This is a genomic window from Mycobacterium sp. IEC1808 (assembly GCF_002101935.1).
Classification (GTDB): Bacteria; Actinomycetota; Actinomycetes; order Mycobacteriales; family Mycobacteriaceae; genus Mycobacterium.
This window is the reverse complement of record NZ_LQPV01000027.1, coordinates 1-20,570: the sequence shown is the minus strand read 5'-3', so window position 1 is coordinate 20,570 and position 20,570 is coordinate 1. Positions and strand designations below refer to the sequence as shown.

Below are 20,570 nucleotides of genomic sequence, written 5' to 3'. Positions count from 1 at the left end.
CTGCGCATTCGTCGGCACACATCCAGGGCGACCGCGTTCGGGTGCCGGGTCGGCGCCGACGCGCTTGCTACCGTGTGGCCACTGGCGTCAGGGGCCAGTCACAGCGGGAGGTTCGATGCCGGAGCTACAGCAGGTACCCCAGCGGTTCGTCGACAGCACCGACGGCGTGCGCATCGCGGTATACGAGGAGGGCAACAGCGAGGGCCCGACGGTCGTGCTGGTGCACGGCTTCCCCGACTCGCACGTTCTGTGGGACGGCGTCGTCCCGCAGCTGACCGAGCGGTTCCGCGTCATCCGCTACGACAACCGTGGCGTCGGCATGACGTCGGCGCCCAAGGCGGTCTCCGCCTACGCCATGGACCGATTCGCCGACGACTTCGCCGCGGTGATCGGCGAGCTGAGCCCCGGCCAGCCGGTGCACGTGCTGGCCCACGACTGGGGTTCGGTGGGCATCTGGGAGTACCTGAAGCGGCCGGGCGCGAGCGACCGGGTCGCCTCGTTCACGTCGGTGTCCGGCCCCAGCCATGAGCAGCTGGTCGACTACATGTTCAGCGGGCTGCGCCAGCCCTGGCGGCCGCGCAGGTTCCTGCGCTCGATCACACAGGCGCTGCGCCTGACCTACATGGTGTTCTTCTCTATCCCGGTGCTGGCGCCCCTGTGCCTGCGGCTGGCGCTGTCGGTCCCGGCCCTGCGGCGCAATGCCGTCGACAACATCCCAGCCGAAAAGATCCACCATTCGGACAAGCTGGCCTCCGACGCCGCCCGTTCGGTGAAGACGTACCCGGCCAACTACTTTCGCTCGTTCTCCATGCGTGGCCGGCCGCAGACCGTGGACGTGCCCGTGCAGCTCATCGTCAACACCCGTGACAAGTACGTGCGGCCCTACTCGTTCGACGAAACCGCGCGCTGGGTGCCGCGGTTGTGGCGCCGCGACATCAGGGCGGGCCACTTCTCGCCGATGTCGCACCCGCAGGTGATGGCGGCCGCGGTGCACGACTTCGCCGACCTGGTCGACGGCAAACCGCCGAGCCGGGCCATGCTGCGCGCGCAGGTCGGGCGTCCCCGCGAGTACTTCGGCGACACCCTGGTGTCGGTCACCGGCGCGGGCAGCGGCATCGGGCGGGAGACCGCGTTCGCCTTCGCGCGCGAGGGCGCCGAGCTGGTCGTCAGCGACATCGACGAGGCGACCGTCAAGGAGACCGCCGCCGAGATCGTCGCGCGCGGTGGCGTCGCGCACGCGTACGTGCTCGACGTGTCCGACGCCGACGCCGTCGAGGCGTTCGCCGAGCGCGTCAGTGCCGAGCACGGCGTCCCCGACATCGTGGTCAACAACGCCGGCATCGGCGCGGCCGGGGGATTCCTGGACACCCCCGCCGAGCAGTTCGACCGGGTCCTCGACATCAACCTGGGCGGTGTCGTCAACGGCTGCAGGTCGTTCGGCAGGCGCCTCGTCGAGCGCGGCACCGGCGGCTACATCGTCAACGTGGCGTCCATGGCCGCCTTTTCGCCGCTGGGATCGCTGAGCGCCTACTGCACCTCCAAGGCGGCGACCTACATGTTCTCCGACTGCCTGCGGGCCGAACTCGACGTGGCCGGCGTGGGACTGACCACCATCTGCCCCGGCGTCATCAACACCAACATCATCAGCACCACCCGCTTCACCGCGCCGGGGGGCAAGGACGAGCTCATCGACGAGCGGCGCGGCCAGATCGGCCGGATGTTTGCGCTGCGCCACTACGGGCCGGACAAGGTCGCCAAGGCGATCCTGTCGTCGGTCAAGAAAAAGAAACCGATTCGGCCCGTCGCTCCGGAGGCCTATGCCCTCTATGGCCTGTCCCGCGTGGCGCCGCAGGCGTTGCGCAACGCCGCGCGGGTGCGGGTGATCTAAACCGATGGTGGCGACCCGCTTCGCCCGGCTACGCCGCGCTCGCGGTCGCCACTAGACCCCGGTTTGTCGGGCGCCTTGGCGCCCTACCGCCAGCCCACCGCCGACGGCGAGGAGCCCGACGACGGCCAGCGGGATGGTCCAGCTGCGCCGGGTGTTGACCGCCGACTGGCATTGCGCCACATAGTCGGTGTGGGGGAGGACCTGGTTCAGGATCGGGATGTTGGCGCCGTTCTTGTCGTTGGCGCTCCTGGCGCTGGACAAATCGGTGGCGATTCCGTTCCCGCATGACACGGAGTTGCCGCTGCCGTCCGACACGGACACCGGCACCAGCAACCCGATGATGCCGGCCAGCAGGAGCACCGCGCCCACCGCGATGATCAACCGTCGCACAGTCACAATTGGCCTCCCGTCACACGCGTGTCTGGTAACGCCTTAGTAACCACTGGCCGCGGCCGCTAAACGTTTGCCCCTGCCCGATCCGGCGCATGGTTTCGGCCGACCGGGGTATCCGGACCCAATGACATTGGCTGCAACCCGCGAGGTAAGGGCGTCCCGCCAGCAGATCTGGGACGCGATGACCGACGGCTGGACGTACGCGCAGTGGGTGGTCGGCAACAGCCGAACCCGCGCGGTCGACCCGAATTGGCCGGCGCCCGGCACCGCGATCAAGCACTCGGTCGGGGTGTGGCCGCTGGTGATCAGCGATGCGACCGTGTCCGAAAGTTGCACGCCCGGTGAGGAACTCGTGCTGCGGGCCGGGCTCGGGCGATTGGGGTCCGCGCGAATAACGTTGCGGCTCAGTGATACTGCGGACGGTGGCTGCCGGATCGAAATGATCGAGGTGCCGGCGTCCGGCCCGATGCGGATCGTCCCCGACCGGCTGGCCCTGGCCGCCGTCTATCCGCGCAACCGGGAGTGCTTGCTGCGGTTGACCGCGCTCGCCGAACGGCTCGAGCCGAGCCAGGTCAAATAGGCGCATGGCCGACGAGACGGCCGACGCCGTCGTCATCGGGGCCGGACACCACGGTCTGGTGGCCGCGTCGATGCTGGCCGACGCGGGGTGGGACGTGCTGGTGCTCGAGGCGCAACCGGAGCCCGGCGGCGCGGTGCGCAGCGCCGAGCTGACACCGGGATACATCACCGACTTGTTCAGCTCGTTCTACCCGATGACGGTGGCCTCGCCGGCGATGGCGGCGCTGCGGCTGGAAGACCACGGGCTGCGGTGGTCACACGCACCGGCGGTGGTGGGTCATCCGCGCAACGCGGCCGACGACGACCCACCCATCATCTACCGCGACCCGGCCCGCACCGCAACGGAATTGGCGCGCCGCGAGCCGACGGACGGCGACAACTGGTGGCGCGCGGTGGAATTGTGGCGCAAGATCTCCGCGCCGCTGCTGGACGCCATGCTGGCGCCGTTTCCGCCGGTGCGCCCGATGCTGCGGCTGCTGCTGAAACTCGGCACGGCCGACGCCGTCCGGCTGGCCCGCCTGTTGATCCAGCCGGCCAACACCATGGTGGACGAGCTGTTCGACGGCGAGGCGCCGCGAATCCTGTTGCTGGGCAACGCGATGCACGCCGACGTACCGCCGGACGCGCCCGTCAGCGGCGCCATGGGCTTTCTGATGACGATGCTCGCCCAGGACGGCGGCTGGCCGGTGCCAGTCGGCGGGTCGGGACAGCTGACGGCCGCATTGGTGAAGCGGGCCGAGTCGGCCGGCGCGCGAATAGAATGCGGCCAGAACGTTTCTCGCATCCAGGTGCGCGGCGGCAGGGCGGTCGCGGTGACCACCGCCGGCGGGCGGACCGTGCGGGCGCGCCGGGCGATCGTGGCCGACGTGACGGCGCCGCGGCTGTTCTGCGACATGTTGCCCGCCGATGCGGTCCCGGTCGGGCTGCGTCGCGAGCTCGAGCATTACGTGTGGGATCCGCCGGTGGTGAAGGTCAACTATGCGCTGAACGGCCCCATCCCGTGGCGATCGGAAAGCCTGCGGGGCGTGGGCACCGTCCACCTGGGGGCCGACGCCGACGGGCTGGTGCGCTGGATGGCCGACCTGAACACCCGGACGGTGCCCGAGCACCCGTTCATGCTGTTGGGCCAGACCACCACCGCGGACCCGACCCGGTCGCCGGCGGGCACCGAAAGTGTCTGGGCCTACTCGCATTTGCCCCGCAACGTGGCCGATGACGCCGCGGCCGAGCGGCTGGCCAAGTCGATCGACCACGTGATCGAAGAGCATGCCCCCGGTTTCGGCGCTGCGGTGATCGACCGGTTCGTGCAGCGGCCGTCGGACCTGGAGGCCAGCGACGCCAACCTGCATTTGGGCGCCCTCAACGGGGGAACCGCGCAGCTGCAACAGATGGCGATCTTTCGCCCGGCGCCGGGCATGGGTCGCGCCGAAACCCCGGTCGAGGGGCTCTATCTGGGCAGCGCGTCGGCCACCCCGGGCGGATCGGTGCACGGGGCCTGCGGGCGCAACGCCGCCAACGCCGCGTTGGCCGCCGCCCGCGTGACGGGCTGGCCGCGCCGCAAGCTGGGCCGCGCGGTCCTCAAGCGGCTGACGGCATAGCCCGGCGCGCCGCGAGCGTCACGCTGGCGCACCGTTCGGCGTCGAGCGCCACGCCAGCGCGGCGCTCGGCAGGAGATGAGGCCTCAGCCGTTATCGGCTATGTCCTCCAGCACCGCGAACATGGTGCGCGTCGGCACGCCGGTGCCGCCCTTGGGCGTGTAGCCCCACGGGCTGCCGGTGTTGTAGGCCGGCCCGGCGACGTCGATGTGCGCCCAGCCCACGCCGTCGGCGACGAATTCGCGCAGGAACACCCCGGCCACCAGCATGCCGGCGAAGCGCTGGCCGCTGATGTTGGACAGGTCGGCCACGGTGGACTTCAGGTCGTCCTTGAGCTCGTCGGGCAGCGGCATCGGCCAGCTGTTCTCGCCCACGCGCTGGGAGATCGCGGCCACCCGGTCGCGGAACTCGTCGCTGCCCATCACCCCGGGGATCCGGGCGCCGAGTGCCACCGTCTGCGCGCCGGTCAGCGTGGACGTCTCGATGAGGTAGTCCGGGTTGTCCTCGCACGCCCGCACGATCGCGTCGGCCAGGATGAGCCTGCCCTCGGCGTCGGTGTTCTGCACCTCGACGGTGATCCCGCCGTACTGCGTCAGCACGTCGCCGGGGCGCTGCGCGGTGGCCGACGGCATGTTCTCGGCCATCGGCACCGTGGCGATCACGTCGATGGGCAGCTGCTGCTGCGCGGCCAGCGCGACCGTCGCGATGACGGCGGCCGCGCCGCCCATGTCCGAGGTCATGTAGTGCATCGACGCGGCTGGCTTGATCGAGATGCCGCCGGTGTCGAACGTGACGCCCTTGCCGACGAGCGCGACCCGCTTCGCCTGTTTGGATTTCTTGGCGAGCTTGGAGCCGCGATGGATGAGCCGCACCAGCCGCGGCGGCCGCGACGAGCCCTGCCCGACGCCGATCACCCCGCCGTAGCCGCCCTTCTGCAGCGCCTTGTCGTCGAGCACCTCCACCTCGAGGCCGACCGACTCGCCCAAAGCCTTTGCGCGCTTGGCGAATTCGGCGGGAAACAGGTGGCTCGGCGGGGTGTTGACGAAGTCTCGGGCGGTGGCGACCGCGGTCGCGATGGCCGCGCCGTGCGCCGCCTGCTTCTTGGCGTCCTTGCCCGTCGCGAGGACCGTGATCTTGCGCAGCCCCTTGTCCTTGGGGGCCGTCTTCTCGCTGCGGAACTCGGTGAACCGGTAGCTGCCCAAGACCAGCCCCTCCACGGCGGCGGAGCAGACGTCCTCACCCGGCAGCTCGCCTAGCGTGGTGATCACCGCCTCGGCGGTGCCCAGCGACCGCGCGGCCACGCCGGCGGCGCGCCGGATCGTGTCGGCCGGCCACTCGTCGCGTGGCTTGCCCAGCCCGATCGTCAGCACGCTGGACACCGGCAGTGACGGCACCACCAGCCGGTGCACCTGCTCACTGCCGCCGGTGGCCTCCAGCGCCCGCAGGCCGTCCTGGATCCCGGCCACGGCCTCGTCGGACAGGAACGGCTCGGCGGCGGTGACGACCGCGCCCGGCCTGTCCTCGTCGCCGGTCGAGACGACCGGCACCAGCAATACCGCGGAGCCCGCACTGCGTTTGGGCAAGGATGTGGCGACGTTGACGGAGGGAGCCTGGTAGCCGGGTTCGGTAGTCACGGCAAACCACCCTAATCACAAGCGCTGGGGTTTTCCCCGTCAGCGTGCCCGCCATGCAGGTCGAAGGCCATCACCGGGTCGTCAAAGCCCTTCAGCAGCAACGGGCCGTGGGGGACCGCGGGCCAGTCGGGCAACTTCTCGTGCAGCTCGGCCGCGGCCATGATCTGCCCCGGCGCCGCGGCCGCGACCAGCCGGGCGGCCAGGTTGACCGGGAGGCCGAAGTAGTCGCCGTTGATCGCCAGCACCGCGCCGTACGCCAGGCCCGCGCGCACCTGCAGATCGGCTTCCCGGGCCCGCGGGTGGTCGACCAGGTCCAGCGCCGCCCTGACCAGCCCCTCGGGCGACGAGCACACCCACATCACCGCGTCGCCGATGAACTTCACCACCCGCCCGCCGTCGGCGTGCACGACGTCGGCGACTGTGGCGCCGAACTCGGTGAGCAGATCCGACAGCTGCGCGGGCGTCAGCGCCTGCGTCAGCGCGGTGAAACTGGACAGATCGGCAAACCCGACGCCGCACACGACGCTCGCCGACGTGTCGAGAAGGACGCGCTCGAAGTAGGTCCGGGCGCTGGTCAGGTGATGTCGGTGAACCACGTCGATCAGCGCCCCGATGCGGGGGATGAACTCGGCGACCGAGCGGTACGCCTGCGCCGTGGCGAGCTCGTCGTGGGTGTAGTTCATCTGGATGTCGGGGGTCCCGGCGCGGATCATCGTTCCCTCGGCCTCCGCCAGACGGGCCATCGCGGCGCCCAGCACCCGCAGCAGGCCGAACGCGCCGTCCTCGCCGACCACCGCCTTGAGCGCGAGCCAGGTCGACAGGGCGTCGACGTCGGCCTGGCTCAGCACGGGAACATCGGGGCCGGCGACCGTCAGCCCGAGCAAAGCCCAGGCGTGCGCCACGTCGTCGGCCGAGATGCCGAGCTCGTCGGCCGCGGTCTGCAGCGTGTAGATCGGGCGTCCCGACCACGCCAGGACGTCGCCGGCAAGCCCGAACAACCGCCCGCGGCGCTCGGCCTCGACCATCTCGTCGGCGGTGAAGCCCAGGTCGCCCAGGTACTTGATCAGGTCCGCCCGCTGCCGCGGGTTGGCGATTCCCGCGGCCTCAAGCTCGGAAAAGTCGAGCGGATCGGACACCTGCCCAAGTGTGCCAGTACTCGAGCGCATTAGGGTGGGACGCCGTGAGCCGCCGGCGACGATGCAGAGCGAAGCGATGAGGAGGAGTGGCGCATGACCGATGCGCCGGAATTGCAAAAGGGACCGCTTCAGGAGCGCCATCGCGAACTGGGTGCAAGCTTCGCGGAGTTCGGCGGCTGGCTGATGCCGGTGTCCTATGCGGGCACCGTCAGCGAACACAACGCCACCCGCAACGCGGTGGGCCTGTTCGACGTCAGCCACCTGGGCAAGGCGTTGGTCCGCGGGCCGGGTGCCGCCGCGTTCGTCAACTCCGCGCTCACCAACGATCTGGGCCGCATCGGGCCGGGCAAAGCGCAATACACCTTGTGCTGCACCGAATCCGGTGGCGTGATCGACGACTTGATCGCCTACTACGTCGACGACGACGAGATCTTTCTGGTGCCCAACGCCGCCAACACCGCCGCGGTGGTCGACGCGCTGCGGGCCGCCGCCCCGGAGGGCCTGACCATCACCAACGAGCATCGCTCCTACGCGGTGCTGGCCGTGCAAGGCCCGCGATCGGCGGATGTCCTCGGCGAGCTGGGCCTGCCGACCGACATGGATTACATGGGCTACGCCGACGCCGCGTACTCGGGGGTGCCGGTGCGCGTCTGCCGCACCGGATACACCGGGGAGCACGGCTACGAGCTGCTGCCGCCGTGGGACTCCGCCGGCGTGGTGTTCGACGGGCTGATCGGGGCGGTGCGCGCCACCGGGGGAGAGCCCGCCGGCCTGGGCGCCCGCGACACGCTGCGCACCGAGATGGGCTATCCGCTACACGGGCACGAACTTTCGCTCGGCATCTCGCCGCTGCAGGCCCGGTGCGGGTGGGCGATCGGCTGGAAGAAGGATGCGTTCTTCGGCCGCGAAGCGCTGCTGGCCGAAAAAGAAGCGGGGCCGCGGCGGCTGCTGCGCGGGCTGCGGATGGTCGGTCGCGGCGTGCTGCGTCCCGGGCTCACGGTCCTGGCGGGGGAGCGGCCGGTAGGGGTCACGACGTCCGGGACGTTTTCTCCGACACTGCAAGTCGGCATCGCGCTGGCGTTGATCGACACCGACGCCGGGATCGACGACGGGCAGCAGGTCACCGTCGACATCCGCGGCCGCGCCGCCGAATGCGAGGTCGTGCGGCCGCCGTTCGTCGCCGTGAAAACGCGTTAGCGCACGTTCGATGGCAAAAACCCGGTGGCGCGCGGATATAGAATCGGCCCCATGACCAGCGACTCGCCCGAGTTCACGGTTCTACGCGCGTCCAATCCGGCGACCGACACCGAACGTGAATCAATCCTGGCCGACCCGGGTTTCGGCAAGTACTTCACCGATCACATGGTGTCGATCGACTACGCCGAGGGCCGCGGCTGGCACAACCCGCGCGTAATCCCGTACGGCCCGATCGAACTGGACCCGTCGGCGATCGTGCTGCACTACGCCCAGGAAGTCTTCGAGGGCCTCAAGGCCTACCGCTGGGCCGACGGCTCGATCGTGTCGTTTCGCGCCGAGGCCAACGCCGCCAGGCTGCGGTCGTCCGCGCGGCGGCTGGCCATTCCCGAGCTGCCCGAAAACCTGTTCATCGAATCCCTTTGCCAGCTTGTCGCCGTCGACAAGGCCTGGGTGCCGCGGGCCGGCGGCGAAGAGGCGCTGTACCTGCGGCCGTTCATCTTCGCCACCGAGCCGGGGCTGGGTGTGCGGCCGTCCAAGCTGTACCGCTACCTGCTGATCGCGTCGCCGGCCGGCGCCTACTTCAAGGGCGGCATCAGCCCCGTGACCGTGTGGCTGTCGACGGAATACGTGCGGGCCAGCCCGGGCGGCACCGGTGCCGCCAAGTTCGGCGGCAACTACGCCGCCTCGCTGCTGGCCCAGGCCGAGGCCGCCGAAAACGGTTGCGACCAGGTGGTGTGGCTGGACGGCGTCGAACGCCGCTTCATCGAAGAGATGGGCGGGATGAACCTCTTCTTCGTGTTCGGCAGCGGCGGATCGGCACGGCTGGTCACCCCGGAGCTGTCCGGGTCACTGTTGCCCGGCATCACGCGGGATTCGTTGCTGCAGTTGGCAATTGACGCCGGGTTTGCCGTCGAGGAACGCAAGATCGACATCGACGAGTGGCAGAAGAAGGCCGCCGTCGGCGAGATCACCGAGGTGTTCGCCTGCGGCACCGCCGCCGTCATCACCCCGGTGTCGCGGGTGAAGTACGGCGACAGCGAGTTCACCATCGCCGACGGCCAACCCGGTGAGGTGACGATGGCGCTGCGCGACACGCTGACCGGGATCCAGCGCGGCACCTTCGCCGACACCCACGGCTGGATGGCCCGGCTGGCCTAGGTAGCGCGAGCAGGCGCAAAAGCCCCCTCACGCGCGGCGTGTCGGGGGCTTTTGCGTCTGCTCATCAGTGAAAACCCGCCAGCGCCAGCGCGCTCACCGTGGTGGTGAGCTCGATCGCGGCGCCCAGCACGTCGCCGGTGATGCCGCCGAACCGGCGCACGCAGTGCGCCACCAGCGCCGCGCCGCAGGCCAGGCCAACCAGCACCGCCACCGGTCCCTGCCAGGGGCGCGAACCCGCCAGCACCGAGACGGCCAGCAGCGCCGCGACCCAGGCCGCCACCACCGGCGCCGGCTGGCTGCCGGCTACCCGCGCGCCCAGCGCGCTGCCGTCGGCTGCCGGCACCGACCGGCGGCAGGCCAGCACCGCCGCGACGCGGCCGGAAAACACCGCCAGCACAATGGCCGACGGCTTCAGCGTCGAAAAGGCCAACCCCTGCAACAGGATCACCAGCACGACGGCCGCCACACCGAACGGACCCGTCGACCCGTCGCGCATCACCGCAAGCGCGCGCTGCGGTGGGCCGTAACAGCCCAGCCCGTCGGTCGTGTCGGCGACGCCGTCGATGTGCAGTCCCCGGGTCGCCAGCAGCAGCGCCGCCACGGCCAGCAGCCCGGCCAACGGGCTGGACGGGCCGAAAACCGCGGCGCCGCACCACGTGACGCCCGCGGCCAACGCCCCCAGCGCGGCGCCGACCACCGGCAGCGCGGTCATGGCGCCGCGGCCCATCGGCGCGTCGCGCGAACCGGGGACGGGCAGCACCGTGCCGAACGCGAAAGCCGTTGCCAGGGAACGCATCACTGAGCCGGCGGGCCGGACGGACCGGCCACCCCGGCCTGTGCGAACGTCGCCATTGACGACAGCGCGGCCACCGCCGCGCGCAGCACCGGCAGGGCCACCGCGGCGCCGGTTCCCTCGCCCAGTCGCATCCGCAGGTCCAGGATCGGGTCCAATTCCAGGGCGGTCAGCGCCAACTGGTGGCCCGGCTCGGTGGACCGATGACCGGCCTGCCACCACTGCCGGGCGCCCGGCGCCAGACGCTCGGCGACCAGCGCGGCCGCGGTCACGGCCATGCCGTCGAGCAGCAGCGGGGTGCGCCGCACCGCGGCCTGCGCGCAAAACCCGGCCATCGCGGCCAAATCCGCGCCGCCGCAGCAGCGCAGCAGCCCGACCGGGTCGGGCAGCACGCGCCGCGCCCTGAACAGGGCGTCGCGCACCGCGGCCGTCTTGCGCGCCCATCCCGCGTCGTCGATCCCGGTCCCGAAGCCGACCGCGACCACCGGCTCGGCGTTTGTCAGCGCCGCCACCAAAACCGCGGCCGCGCTGGTGTTTCCGATCCCCATGTCGCCGGCGATGAGCAGGTCGGCGCCGGCGTCGACCTCCTCGTCGGCGATGGCCCGGCCGGCGGCGATCGCGGCGAGGGTCTCGGTGTCGGACAACGCGTCCTGCGTGGTGATGTCGCCGCTGCCGCGCCGCACCTTGTGGGCGCCGATGCGATCCGAGGCCGCCTCGGCGTCGACCGCCAGGTCCGCCAGCCGAACCGTCGCACCGACGATGCCGGCCAGCGCGTTTATCGCCGCGCCGCCGGCGTCGATGTTGGCGACCATCTGGGCGGTCACCTCCGGCGGGTACGCGGACACTCCGGAGCGTGCGACGCCGTGGTCACCCGCGAAGACGACCACCCGCGCGCGTTCGAATTGCCTTGGCGGACAGTGCCCTTGGCAGGAGGCGACCCAGACCGACAGGTCCTCGAGGCGGCCCAGGGCGCCGCGCGGCTTGGTCAGCGTGTCCTGTCGGGCGCGGGCGGCGACGGCGACGTCCGCGTCGGGCGGTGAAACGGGGGAGAATTCCATCAGGTTACCGACGGCTTGATCTGCACCGCCTGCCCGGCCACCACCAGCACCACGCGGTCGCACAGCTCGGCGATGCGCTGGTTCAGGCTGCCCAGTTCGTCGGCGAACCGGCGCCCGGCCGCGGTCGCCGGCACCACCGTCAGCCCCACCTCCGGGCTGACGAGCACCAGCGTCGAGCCGAATTCGCCTACGGCGGAAAGCAGTGCCTCGATTGCGTCGCCGACGGGCGCCGCCGTTACCGACCCGCCGTCCCACGCATTGTTGCGGTCCAGCGCTCCCGTGAGCCAGCCGCCGAGGTCGTCGACGAGCGTCGGGCTGCCGGGCGACTGGCGCAATTGCCCTGTGACGTCGTCGGTTTCGACCGTCGACCAATGCGCGGGCCGGCGGTCACGGTGGCGGGCGACGCGGTCCGCCCAGTCGGCGTCGGCCTGGCCCGTCACGCGCGGGGCCAGGTAACGGACGGGCTGCCCGGGCGGCAGCGACGTGGCGATGGCCTCCTCGGCCCAGCGGGACTTGCCCGACCTGATCCCGCCGAGCACCAGGGTGCGCACCGCGGTCAGGCGGCTTTCGGGCGCCGGTCAGTCGACACTGCTGCCGCGCTCGACTTGGGGCCGGGGCGTGCGCATGCGGCGCAGCTGGGAAGCCCGGCCGGCGGCGTAAATGCCCAGCTTCCAACGGCTTTCGGTGTTGTCTGGGAACTTCGCATCGACCAGCCTGCTGACCTTGCGACCCAGCAGCACCCCGTCGACGCCCATCACGACCATCAGCACCAGCATCGCCGGGGACGCGTACAGCTGCACCTGCGGGACGCCGAACGAGGCGAACAGCAAGACCAGCGTCGCCGGCATGAACAGGCCGAGCGCGTTGCGCCGGGAGTCCACCACGTCGCGCACGTAGCGCTTGATGGGTCCCTGATCGCGGGGCAACAGGTAGGCCTCTTCGCCGGCCATCATGCGCTCGCGGCGATCCGTCATCCGCGCGCGGCTGGCCGTTCTCTCGGCTCGGCGCTCCTCGCGGCTGAGTTTGGGGCCGGCCAGCGTCTTGCGCCGGGCCCGCGCCTCGGATGCGGTCATGGGCGCCGGTGCGACCGGGCCCTTCCTCGCATTGCGCCGCGCCTCGCTGCGCTTAGGTGTGGGCCGGCCTTTGGGGCCGGTCCGGCGCGGGACGGCGTCCCCGGAGGGGTCCGCCTCGACGACGGCGACTTCGAGGTCGCCATTCTGGCCCTTTTTGCGGCCCATTATCTTCACAATGGCCAGGTTACTTCGCGAGGGGGGCTCGCCCGTAACGCACCTGGAATGCGTTGTTATTGGTCATGCGCCAGCGCAACGCGTGACGCTTAGGCTTGACTGTGATGAATGGCTACTTGTGATGGACGACGGCACGATGGCCTCGGATGACGCTGCCGCTGGCCTCGCACCGGGCCGTTTGCGCCTGCCCGCCATGCAGGTCTTGGTCGCACCGGATTGCTACGGGGACAGCCTGTCTGCGGTCGAGGCCGCCGCCGCCATCGCAACCGGCTGGACCCGATCGCGTCCGGGCGATCGATTCACCGTCGCGCCCATGTCCGACGGCGGCCCCGGCTTCGTCGAGGTGCTCGGCCGGCGGCTGGGGCAGACGCGGCGCGTCCGGGTGCGCGGGCCGCTGGACACCACGGTGGAGGCGGCCTGGGTGTTCGACCGCGTTTCGCGGACCGCGTACCTCGAGTGCGCGCAGGCCTGCGGCCTGGCCCTGCTCGGCGGTCCGCCCACCCCGGAAACCGCAGTGGCGGCCGACAGCAGCGGCGTCGGGCAGCTCCTCGACGAGGCCCTGCGGGCCGGCGCGACGCGGATCGTGGTCGGGTTGGGCGGCAGCGCGTGCACCGACGGCGGCAAGGGGATGATCACCCAGCTCGGCGGCCTGGCCGAGGCCCGCCAGCGGATGACCAACGTGGACCTGATCGCCGCATCGGACACCGAGTACCCCATGGTGGGCCCGTGGGGGGCGGCCCGGGTGTTCGGGCCGCAGAAGGGCGCGGACACGGCCGCCGTCGCCGCGCTGGAAGTCCGCCTCGAGGAGTGGGCGCTGCAACTGGAGGTGGCGGCCGGGCGGGACGTGAGCTCGGAGCCGGGCGCGGGCGCCGCCGGCGGCATCGGGGCAGGGCTGATGGCGCTCGGGGGCCGGTGCGAGCTGGGTGCGGCGATCATCGCCGAGCACACCAACCTGGCCGACGACCTCGAGGCCGCGGACATGATCGTCACCGGTGAGGGCCGGTTCGACGAGCAGTCCCTGTTCGGAAAGGTGGTCGGCTACCTCGCCGAATCGGCCCGCCCGCTGGGCATACCCGTGATCGTGCTGGCCGGCCAGGTCGACCTGGAGAATTCCGCGGTGCGCTCGTCGGGCATCATGTCGGCGCTGTCCATCGCCGATTACGCCGGTTCGGTGCGGTTGGCGCAGGCCGATGCCGCGAATCAGCTGATGGGTTTGGCCTCCGAGGTCGCGGCGCGACTCGGGAATAGCGGTCCCGCAAGGTACCGTTGATGCAGTGGGCTTTTTCCGGAGCGCATCGCCCGGACTTCGAGCCAACCAGGACCACTAGGAAAAGTGCCAACTAGGAGATGCAATGACGGTGCAAAACGAGTCAACCGCCAAGACCCACGGCGTGATCCTGACCGATGCCGCCGCTGCCAAGGCGAAGTCCCTGCTGGACCAGGAGGGCCGTGACGACCTGGCGCTGCGCATCGCGGTCCAGCCGGGCGGGTGCGCCGGGCTGCGCTACAACCTGTTCTTCGACGACCGGTCGCTGGACGGCGACCTGACCGCGGACTTCGGCGGCGTGACGCTGACGGTCGACCGGATGAGCGCGCCCTACGTCGAAGGCGCGTCCATCGACTTCGTCGACACCATCGAAAAGCAGGGCTTCACCATCGACAACCCCAACGCCACCGGTTCGTGCGCCTGCGGGGACTCCTTCAACTGACCTGTTCGGCGGCTCAGTAGGAGCCGCCGGTGCGCAGCACATACGAGCAGACCTCGATCTGCCCCCGCTGAAATAGCAGCTGGGCGACCCCTTGCACGTCGCCGCGCGCCGGGCCGCCTGTCGCGGGCGTTACCCGCATCGTGAACAGCGCCTGCGCCTGATACTGCGACAGGTACACGATCTTGTCGATCGACGTCAGCTCCACCTCGGTGAACTGCTTGCGGAAGGCGTCGCTGCTCATCTTGGCCAGGGCCTGATCCGACCGCTTGTCCCGCACGCCGTCGTACATGCCGCACAGCGCGTTGCGGACGATGACGTCGATGTCGCGGTGCTCGAGCGCGTCCAGGTACTGCTGGATGGCCGCTTTGGCCGCGCCGTCGGACAACGCCGCGCCGGTGTTGGCCCCGTTGGTGCGGACCCCGTAGGTGATCGCCAGCGTCAGCGCGGCCGCCAATGCGACGGCCAGCAGCAGGCCAATGACCAAGCGCCGCTTGGATCGTCGCTGCGGAGCGGGCACCGGCTGCCCGGCATAATTCGCCGGCGCGGCAGTGGGCTGACTGGGGAAGTCAAGGGGCTGGGACTCGGGCGTTGGTCCGCCGGTGCCGACAGTCTGGTCCGGCCAGTGCGGACCTGCCATGTGGTTCTCCTACGCTGGTGGACGGGACCAGGAGCGGGTTGCGGCCAGGCGGGTCCCGGCGGCTGACTGAGTTGCTTGAGTTGTTTCTAGGCAGGCTAGCGCACGACTTTGCGCGGCCCGTGACGCGACGACGCTCGATGTGCCTGAGTAAGCTAGATAACCTTACTAACGAAGGAGATTTCGTGACGATCGCAGTAACGGGTTCGATCGCGACCGACCACCTGATGCGGTTCCCCAGCCGCTTTTCCGAGCAGCTGCTGCCCGAGCACCTGCAGAAGGTGTCGCTGAGCTTCCTGGTCGACGACCTGGTCATCCATCGCGGCGGCGTGGCGGGCAACATCGCCTTCGCCATCGGTGTGCTGGGCGGCGACGTCGCGCTGGTCGGCGCGGCGGGCGACGACTTCGCCGACTACCGCGACTGGCTGGTGTCCCACAACGTCAACTGCGACAACGTCCTGATCTCCGAGACCGCGCACACCGCGCGCTTCACCTGCACCACCGACGTCGACATGGCCCAGATCGCGTCGTTCTACCCAGGCGCGATGTCGGAGGCCCGCAACATCAAGCTGGCCGACGTGGTGTCGTCCATCGGCACGCCGGAGCTGGTCATCATCGGGGCCAACGACCCCGAGGCCATGCAGGTGCACACCGAGGAGTGCCGCAAGCTCGGGTTGCCCTTCGCCGCCGACCCGTCTCAGCAGCTGGCCCGGCTCTCCGGTGACGAGATCCGCACGCTCACCGACGGCGCCAAGTACCTGTTCACCAACGACTACGAGTGGGACCTGATGCTGTCCAAGACCGGCTGGACCGAGGCCGACGTGATGGCGCAGGTCGAGCTGCGGGTGACCACGCTGGGCCCCAAGGGCGTGGACCTGGTCGAGCCCGACGGCACCACCACCCACGTCGACGTGGTGCCCGAGACCAGCCAGGTCGACCCCACCGGCGTCGGCGACGCGTTCCGCGCCGGCTTCCTCACCGGGCGCAGCGCGGGCCTCAGCCTGGAGCGCTCGGCGCAGCTGGGCTCGCTGGTGGCCGTGCTGGTGCTGGAGTCCACCGGAACGCAGGAGTGGGCCTGGGACCACGAGGTCGCCAAGAGCAGGCTGGCCGGCGCGTACGGCGAGGACGCGGCCGCCGAGATCGCCGCGGTGCTGGCGTAGGCCCCGCTTGAGTGTGAACTCACGGCTTTGGGTGTGAAGCCAGGGTGGGATTCAGCCCAAATTCCCGCCGAGGGTTCACACGCGAAGCCGTCGTTTCACACTAAAGCTGGACGGGGTAGACCGGCTCGCTGATCTGCGGCACCACGCTGTGCTCGACGAAGATCGCGTGCCAGAGCATGAAGATCAACACCGTCCACAGCCGGCGGCTGTGATCGCTTGTGCCGCTTCGGTGTTCGTCGAGCATCCGGCGCACGGCGCCCGCGTCGACCAGGTGATCGGCCTGTGAGGAGTCCGCCAGCGCGTACGCCCACTCCAGCAGTTCGCCGGCGCGCAGCCAATGCCGGATTGGCACCGGGAAGCCCAGCTTGGGCCGGTGCAGCACATGCGTGGGGACGATCGGCTCCAGCGCGCGCCGCAGCGCGTACTTGGTGGTGGTCCGGGTGATCTTGGCCTCGACGGGCAGCCGGGAGGCGACGGCGAAGACCTCGGGATCCAGGAACGGCACCCGAAGCTCCAGCGAGTTGGCCATCGTCATCTTGTCGGCCTTGACCAGGATGTCGCCGCGCAACCAGGTGAACAGGTCGACGTGCTGCATGCGGGCCACCGGGTCCCAGCCGGCCGATTCGGCGTACACCGACGCGGTCACGTCGGTGTGGGTCCACTCGTCGCGGAACCCCGGCAGCACCTCGCGCAACTGCGCGTCGGAGAAGCTACGGGCGTTGCCGTAGTAGCGCTCCTCGAGGGTCAGCGAGCCGCGGTGCAACAGGCTCTTGCCGCGCATCCCTTCCGGCAGCGGCTTGGACACCTTGCCCATCGACCGGCGCAACGGGCGCGGCAGATAGTCGAAAGGCTTCAGCGACAACGGCTCCCGATAGATCGTGTAGCCGCCAAACAGCTCGTCCGCGCCCTCGCCGGACAGCACCACCTTCACATGCTTGCGGGCCTCGCGGGCGACGAAGAACAGCGGAACCAGCGCCGGGTCGGCGACGGGTTCGTCGAGGTACCAGACGATCTCGGGCAGGGCGGCGACGAACTCGTCGGGGCTGACCACCTTGGCGATGTGGCGCGCCCCGATGGCCTCCGCCGAGGCCACCGCGACGTCGATCTCGGAGAAGCCCTCGCGCTCGAAGCCGGTGGTGAACGTGATCAGCCTGGGGTTGTGCCGGATGGCCAGCGCGGCGATGGCGGTGGAGTCGATGCCGCCGGACAGGAACGCCCCGACGGTGACGTCGGCGCGCATGTGCTTGGCCACCGAGTCCTCCAGCACGGCGGTGATCTCGTCGTAGCGGGCCTGTTCGGTGTCGGCGGTGATGGGCGTCGCGGCGAATCGCGGCACGAAGTAGCGGGTGACCTCGGGCTGCTGCCCGGGCCGGATGCGCGCGTAGCAGCCTGACTCGAGCCGCCGCACACCGCGGTGCAGTGTCTCGGGCTCCGGCACGTACTGCAGGACCGTGTAGTGCTGCACCGCGCGCTCGTCGATGCCGGTGTCGAACCCGACCAACTCGGCGAGGTCCATCAGGCATTTCTTCTCGCTGGCCAGCGCGGTGCCGCCGGTGCCAGTGGCCATGAACAGCGGCTTGATGCCGAAAGGGTCTCGGGCGCAAAACAATTCGCGGGTCACGGTGTCCCACAGCGCGAACGCGAACATGCCGCGCAGCCGGTGTAGCACGTCGGTGCCCCAATGGTGGTATCCCGCGACGATCGCCTCACCGTCACCGTCGGTGGCGAATGCGGCCCCGTGCTTGGCGGCCAGTTCGTCGCGCAGCTCGAGGTAGTTGTAGATCTCGCCGTTGAACACCAGCACGTAGCGGTCGGGCGCCTCGGGCGGGCCCCAGCGCAGCGGCTGATGGGAATGGGCGATGTCGATGATGGACAGCCGGTTGAAGCCGAACACCACCGAGCCGTCCGCGCCCGGGTCGGCCCACGTTCCCGGCTCGTCGGGCCCCCGGTGGCGCATAAGGTGCGACGCGGCGGAAATGGCGCCGTCGGCGCGGGTGGCGGCCGCCGCGGCGTCAGCTCTGCCGCCGCCAGGACCGGCCGGAGCCGCAACGAACGCCAGCAGACCACACACGGCGCCCCAGTATGCCCCACTTGTGCGGCGATCGGGGCGCCGCACGCCCGCGACCGGCCGGGGTTTGCGCGACGGCGTCAGCGGCGTGGTCTACGCTGCGTAGTATTCGAATCCGAGCAGGAGGCGCCAACGTGACACCTCGCGAGCAGGTCCGTTCGCAACGTCTGTCGCAGCGCAGGTTCCAGCGTCGTCTCCGGCCGCTGGCGCTGGCCGCGACGCTTGGCGTGCTGGCAGTCACCCTGAGCGGATGCAGCTGGTCGGAGGCGATCGGCATGGGCTGGCCGCAGGGGGTCACCCCGGAGGCCCACCTCAACCGGGAGCTGTGGGTCGGGGCGGTGATCGCCTCGCTGGTCGTCGGCGTCATCGTGTGGGGGCTCATCTTCTGGTCGATGGCGTTTCACCGCAAGAAGGCGACCGACTCCGACCTGCCCCGGCAGTTCGGCTACAACATGCCGTTGGAGCTGGTGCTCACCGTCACACCGTTCCTCATCATCTCGGTGCTCTTCTACTTCACCGTGGTGGTGCAGGAGAAGATGCTGCACCTGGCCAAGGACCCCGAAGTCGTCATCGACGTCACCTCCTTCCAGTGGAACTGGAAGTTCGGCTATCAGCGGGTCAACTTCAAGGACGGCACGCTGACCTATGACGGGTCCGACCCGGTGCGCAAGAACGCGATGGTCTCCAAGCCGGAAGGCAAGGACGAGCACGGCGAGGAGCGCGTCGGGGCGGTGCGGGGGCTCAACCCGCAGGACCGGACCTACCTGAATTTCGACAAGGTCGAGACCCTGGGAACCGCCACGGAGATCCCGGTGCTGGTGCTGCCGGCCGGCAAGCAGATCGAATTCCGGTTGGCCTCCGCGGACGTGGTGCACACGTTCTGGGTGCCGGAATTCCTGTTCAAGCGCGACGTGATGCCCAACCCCGAGGCGAACAACTCGGTCAACGTGTTCCAGGTCGACGAGATCCAGAAGACCGGGGCGTTCGTCGGTCACTGCGCCGAGTTCTGCGGCACGTATCACTCGATGATGAACTTCGAGGTGCGGGTCGTGCCGCCCAACGACTTCAAGGCCTACTTGCAGCAACGGATCGGTGGAAAGACCAACGCCGAGGCATTACAGGCGATCGCCCAAGCCCCGCTGGCGGTGACCACCCATCCGTTCGATACCCGTCGCGGTGAAGCGACCCAGAACCAGCCCGTAGGTTAGGACGCTCAATGAAGATCGAAGCCAGGCTGTTCGAATTCATCGCCGCATTCTTCGTTCTCTCGGCGGTGCTCTACGGGATCCTGACTGCGCTGTTCGCGACCGGCGGGGTGGAGTGGGCGGGGACCACCGCCCTGGCGCTGACCGGTGGCCTGGCCGTCATCACGGGAAGCTTTTTCTGGTTCATCTCGCGTCGGCTGGATACCCGGCCGGAGGACTATGAGGGCGCCGAGATCAGCGACGGTGCAGGAGAATTGGGCTTTTTCGCGCCGCACAGTTGGTGGCCCATCCTGGTGGCGCTGGCCGGATCGGTCGCGGCGGTGGGCATCGCGCTGTGGCTGCCCTGGTTGATCGTCGCCGGGGTGGTGTTCATCCTCGCGACGGCGGCCGGACTGGTCTTCGAGTACTACATGGGCCCCGAGAAGCACTGATTTGCGACTCAAAGGTCACAATCAGGGCATCACTTGATCCGGGCCCCTTTTCCACGACTTCTTTGCTCTATCCCGTTCGGTAGGGTTTGCCCAGGCAACATGAGAAACTCCCAAGCGCGCGCGCACCGATGCAGCCGCGGGGCCTCGCGCGCTGGTGATGCAGTTGGACAGGGCAGGCAACTATGAGCGGGCCGAATCCTCCGGGATGGGAACCTGACGAACCCGATTCCGGCAGCGACCTCAGCCACCAATCCGGCGACGACGCGGTCGAACCCCACGACGAGCTGGGCCCCATCGACGACAGCGCCGACAGCGCCGAAATCGCGGCGGCGGACCAGACGGGCCAGACGGACGCCTACTCGCGGGCGTATTCGGCTCCCGAAGCCGAGCACTTTGTCACCGGCCCCTACCTGCCGGCCGACATGCGGCTGTACGACTACGACAGCTATGACGAGCCCGTCGACCCCGACGACGAACACCGCGCCCCGCGCTGGCCGTGGGTGGTCGGCATCGCCGCGATCGTGGCCGCGATCGCGCTCGTGGTCTCGGTGTCGCTGCTCGTCACGCGCACCGACACCAACAAGCTCGCCAACCCCGCCACCACCACCGTCCCGTCGACGCCGCCGATCCAGGACGAGATAACGACCACGAAGCCGCCACCGCCGCCTCCGCCACCGGCGCCCCC

19 protein-coding genes and 1 pseudogene are annotated in these 20,570 nt (G+C 69.9%); 11 read left to right on the top strand and 9 right to left on the bottom strand.

The genetic code is table 11. The annotated features are described in order from the left end of the window. Positions 1 to 115: 115 nt before the first annotated feature. Positions 116 to 1,888 (top strand): SDR family oxidoreductase, encoded by a 1,773-nt coding sequence (locus tag AWB92_RS16410; RefSeq protein WP_085187288.1) that lies wholly within the window; start codon positions 116 to 118, stop codon positions 1,886 to 1,888. A gap of 51 nt (positions 1,889 to 1,939) precedes the next feature. Here AWB92_RS16410 and AWB92_RS16405 read toward each other — a convergent pair whose 3' ends face one another. Further along, entirely contained in the window at positions 1,940 to 2,284 is a 345-nt protein-coding gene (locus AWB92_RS16405; RefSeq protein ID WP_085187285.1) for an aminopeptidase, read from the bottom strand. Between the two features lie 121 nt (positions 2,285 to 2,405). Here AWB92_RS16405 and AWB92_RS16400 point away from each other — a divergent pair, with 121 nt between their 5' ends. Further along, a complete protein-coding gene (locus AWB92_RS16400) occupies positions 2,406 to 2,861 on the top strand; it encodes an SRPBCC family protein (protein WP_085187280.1) in 456 nt (151 codons plus the stop codon). A gap of 4 nt (positions 2,862 to 2,865) precedes the next feature. Further along, positions 2,866 to 4,458 carry an NAD(P)/FAD-dependent oxidoreductase gene (locus tag AWB92_RS16395; protein ID WP_085187277.1) on the top strand — a complete coding sequence of 531 codons (1,593 nt, stop codon included), beginning with the start codon at positions 2,866 to 2,868 and terminating at the stop codon, positions 4,456 to 4,458. Positions 4,459 to 4,541: 83 nt separating this feature from the next. On the opposite strand, the gene AWB92_RS16390 is transcribed toward AWB92_RS16395, so the two are convergent. Beyond that, positions 4,542 to 6,089: a leucyl aminopeptidase gene (locus tag AWB92_RS16390; RefSeq protein ID WP_085187273.1), complete on the bottom strand. Its 1,548-nt coding sequence runs from the start codon at positions 6,087 to 6,089 to the stop codon at positions 4,542 to 4,544. Positions 6,090 to 6,100: 11 nt separating this feature from the next. Next, complete coding sequence (locus AWB92_RS16385; protein WP_142282131.1) at positions 6,101 to 7,225, bottom strand: adenylate/guanylate cyclase domain-containing protein; 1,125 nt, start codon at positions 7,223 to 7,225, stop codon at positions 6,101 to 6,103. Between the two features lie 93 nt (positions 7,226 to 7,318). Here AWB92_RS16385 and gcvT point away from each other — a divergent pair, with 93 nt between their 5' ends. Continuing rightward, a complete protein-coding gene (gcvT, locus tag AWB92_RS16380) occupies positions 7,319 to 8,422 on the top strand; it encodes a glycine cleavage system aminomethyltransferase GcvT (RefSeq protein ID WP_085187267.1) in 1,104 nt (367 codons plus the stop codon). Between the two features lie 51 nt (positions 8,423 to 8,473). Next, the gene (locus tag AWB92_RS16375) at positions 8,474 to 9,580 is read left to right on the top strand and encodes a branched-chain amino acid aminotransferase (protein ID WP_085187264.1); all 1,107 of its coding nucleotides are present in this window, start codon (positions 8,474 to 8,476) and stop codon (positions 9,578 to 9,580) included. Positions 9,581 to 9,644: 64 nt separating this feature from the next. Here the strand turns inward: AWB92_RS16375 and AWB92_RS16370 are convergent, their stop codons facing one another. The 4 genes from AWB92_RS16370 to AWB92_RS16355 are packed head-to-tail and all read right to left on the bottom strand — an operon-like array spanning position 9,645 to position 12,678. Continuing rightward, positions 9,645 to 10,379 (bottom strand): adenosylcobinamide-GDP ribazoletransferase, encoded by a 735-nt coding sequence (locus tag AWB92_RS16370; protein WP_085187261.1) that lies wholly within the window; start codon positions 10,377 to 10,379, stop codon positions 9,645 to 9,647. Then, entirely contained in the window at positions 10,376 to 11,434 is a 1,059-nt protein-coding gene (gene cobT / locus AWB92_RS16365; protein WP_173817433.1) for a nicotinate-nucleotide--dimethylbenzimidazole phosphoribosyltransferase, read from the bottom strand. Before cobT ends, AWB92_RS16370 begins: the two co-directional genes overlap by 4 nt. Next, on the bottom strand, positions 11,431 to 11,982 hold the full coding sequence (locus AWB92_RS16360) for a bifunctional adenosylcobinamide kinase/adenosylcobinamide-phosphate guanylyltransferase (RefSeq protein WP_085187255.1): 552 nt from the start codon (positions 11,980 to 11,982) through the stop codon (positions 11,431 to 11,433). The genes cobT and AWB92_RS16360 overlap by 4 nt, the downstream gene beginning before the upstream one ends. 27 nt (positions 11,983 to 12,009) lie before the next feature. Then, positions 12,010 to 12,678, bottom strand: a complete 669-nt coding sequence (locus tag AWB92_RS16355; protein ID WP_085187252.1) for a DUF3043 domain-containing protein — start codon at positions 12,676 to 12,678, stop codon at positions 12,010 to 12,012. 193 nt (positions 12,679 to 12,871) lie between these two features. Here AWB92_RS16355 and AWB92_RS16350 point away from each other — a divergent pair, with 193 nt between their 5' ends. After that, positions 12,872 to 13,948 carry a glycerate kinase gene (locus tag AWB92_RS16350; RefSeq protein WP_173817432.1) on the top strand — a complete coding sequence of 359 codons (1,077 nt, stop codon included), beginning with the start codon at positions 12,872 to 12,874 and terminating at the stop codon, positions 13,946 to 13,948. 82 nt (positions 13,949 to 14,030) lie between these two features. Then, complete coding sequence (locus tag AWB92_RS16345; RefSeq protein ID WP_068106822.1) at positions 14,031 to 14,387, top strand: iron-sulfur cluster assembly accessory protein; 357 nt, start codon at positions 14,031 to 14,033, stop codon at positions 14,385 to 14,387. Between the two features lie 13 nt (positions 14,388 to 14,400). On the opposite strand, the gene AWB92_RS16340 is transcribed toward AWB92_RS16345, so the two are convergent. Beyond that, on the bottom strand, positions 14,401 to 15,024 hold the full coding sequence (locus AWB92_RS16340; RefSeq protein ID WP_085187246.1) for a hypothetical protein: 624 nt from the start codon (positions 15,022 to 15,024) through the stop codon (positions 14,401 to 14,403). Positions 15,025 to 15,206: 182 nt separating this feature from the next. Here AWB92_RS16340 and AWB92_RS16335 point away from each other — a divergent pair, with 182 nt between their 5' ends. Beyond that, complete coding sequence (locus AWB92_RS16335; protein WP_085187242.1) at positions 15,207 to 16,181, top strand: carbohydrate kinase family protein; 975 nt, start codon at positions 15,207 to 15,209, stop codon at positions 16,179 to 16,181. 100 nt (positions 16,182 to 16,281) lie between these two features. On the opposite strand, the gene asnB is transcribed toward AWB92_RS16335, so the two are convergent. Then, positions 16,282 to 18,252, bottom strand: a complete 1,971-nt coding sequence (asnB, locus tag AWB92_RS16330; protein ID WP_085187238.1) for an asparagine synthase (glutamine-hydrolyzing) — start codon at positions 18,250 to 18,252, stop codon at positions 16,282 to 16,284. A gap of 131 nt (positions 18,253 to 18,383) precedes the next feature. Here asnB and AWB92_RS16325 point away from each other — a divergent pair, with 131 nt between their 5' ends. The 3 genes and pseudogenes from AWB92_RS16325 to AWB92_RS16315 all read left to right on the top strand — a co-directional run. Continuing rightward, positions 18,384 to 19,457, top strand: a complete 1,074-nt coding sequence (locus tag AWB92_RS16325; protein ID WP_085187235.1) for a cytochrome c oxidase subunit II — start codon at positions 18,384 to 18,386, stop codon at positions 19,455 to 19,457. Positions 19,458 to 19,465: 8 nt separating this feature from the next. Beyond that, positions 19,466 to 19,885 (top strand): cytochrome c oxidase subunit 4, encoded by a 420-nt coding sequence (locus tag AWB92_RS16320; RefSeq protein WP_085187232.1) that lies wholly within the window; start codon positions 19,466 to 19,468, stop codon positions 19,883 to 19,885. A gap of 182 nt (positions 19,886 to 20,067) precedes the next feature. Further along, positions 20,068 to 20,570, top strand: a pseudogene (locus AWB92_RS16315) (hypothetical protein); the annotation flags it as partial.

Excerpts from the sequence above, each read along its gene's own strand:
- AWB92_RS16410 (WP_085187288.1), top strand. The coding sequence starts at position 116 with ATGCCGGAGCTACAGCAGGTACCCCAGCGGTTCGTCGACAGCACCGAC.
- AWB92_RS16400 (WP_085187280.1), top strand. The coding sequence starts at position 2,406 with ATGACATTGGCTGCAACCCGCGAGGTAAGGGCGTCCCGCCAGCAGATC.
- AWB92_RS16395 (WP_085187277.1), top strand. The coding sequence starts at position 2,866 with ATGGCCGACGAGACGGCCGACGCCGTCGTCATCGGGGCCGGACACCAC.
- gcvT (WP_085187267.1), top strand. The coding sequence starts at position 7,319 with ATGACCGATGCGCCGGAATTGCAAAAGGGACCGCTTCAGGAGCGCCAT.
- AWB92_RS16375 (WP_085187264.1), top strand. The coding sequence starts at position 8,474 with ATGACCAGCGACTCGCCCGAGTTCACGGTTCTACGCGCGTCCAATCCG.
- AWB92_RS16350 (WP_173817432.1), top strand. The coding sequence starts at position 12,872 with ATGCAGGTCTTGGTCGCACCGGATTGCTACGGGGACAGCCTGTCTGCG.
- AWB92_RS16345 (WP_068106822.1), top strand. The coding sequence starts at position 14,031 with ATGACGGTGCAAAACGAGTCAACCGCCAAGACCCACGGCGTGATCCTG.
- AWB92_RS16340 (WP_085187246.1), bottom strand. The coding sequence starts at position 15,024 with ATGGCAGGTCCGCACTGGCCGGACCAGACTGTCGGCACCGGCGGACCA.
- AWB92_RS16320 (WP_085187232.1), top strand. The coding sequence starts at position 19,466 with ATGAAGATCGAAGCCAGGCTGTTCGAATTCATCGCCGCATTCTTCGTT.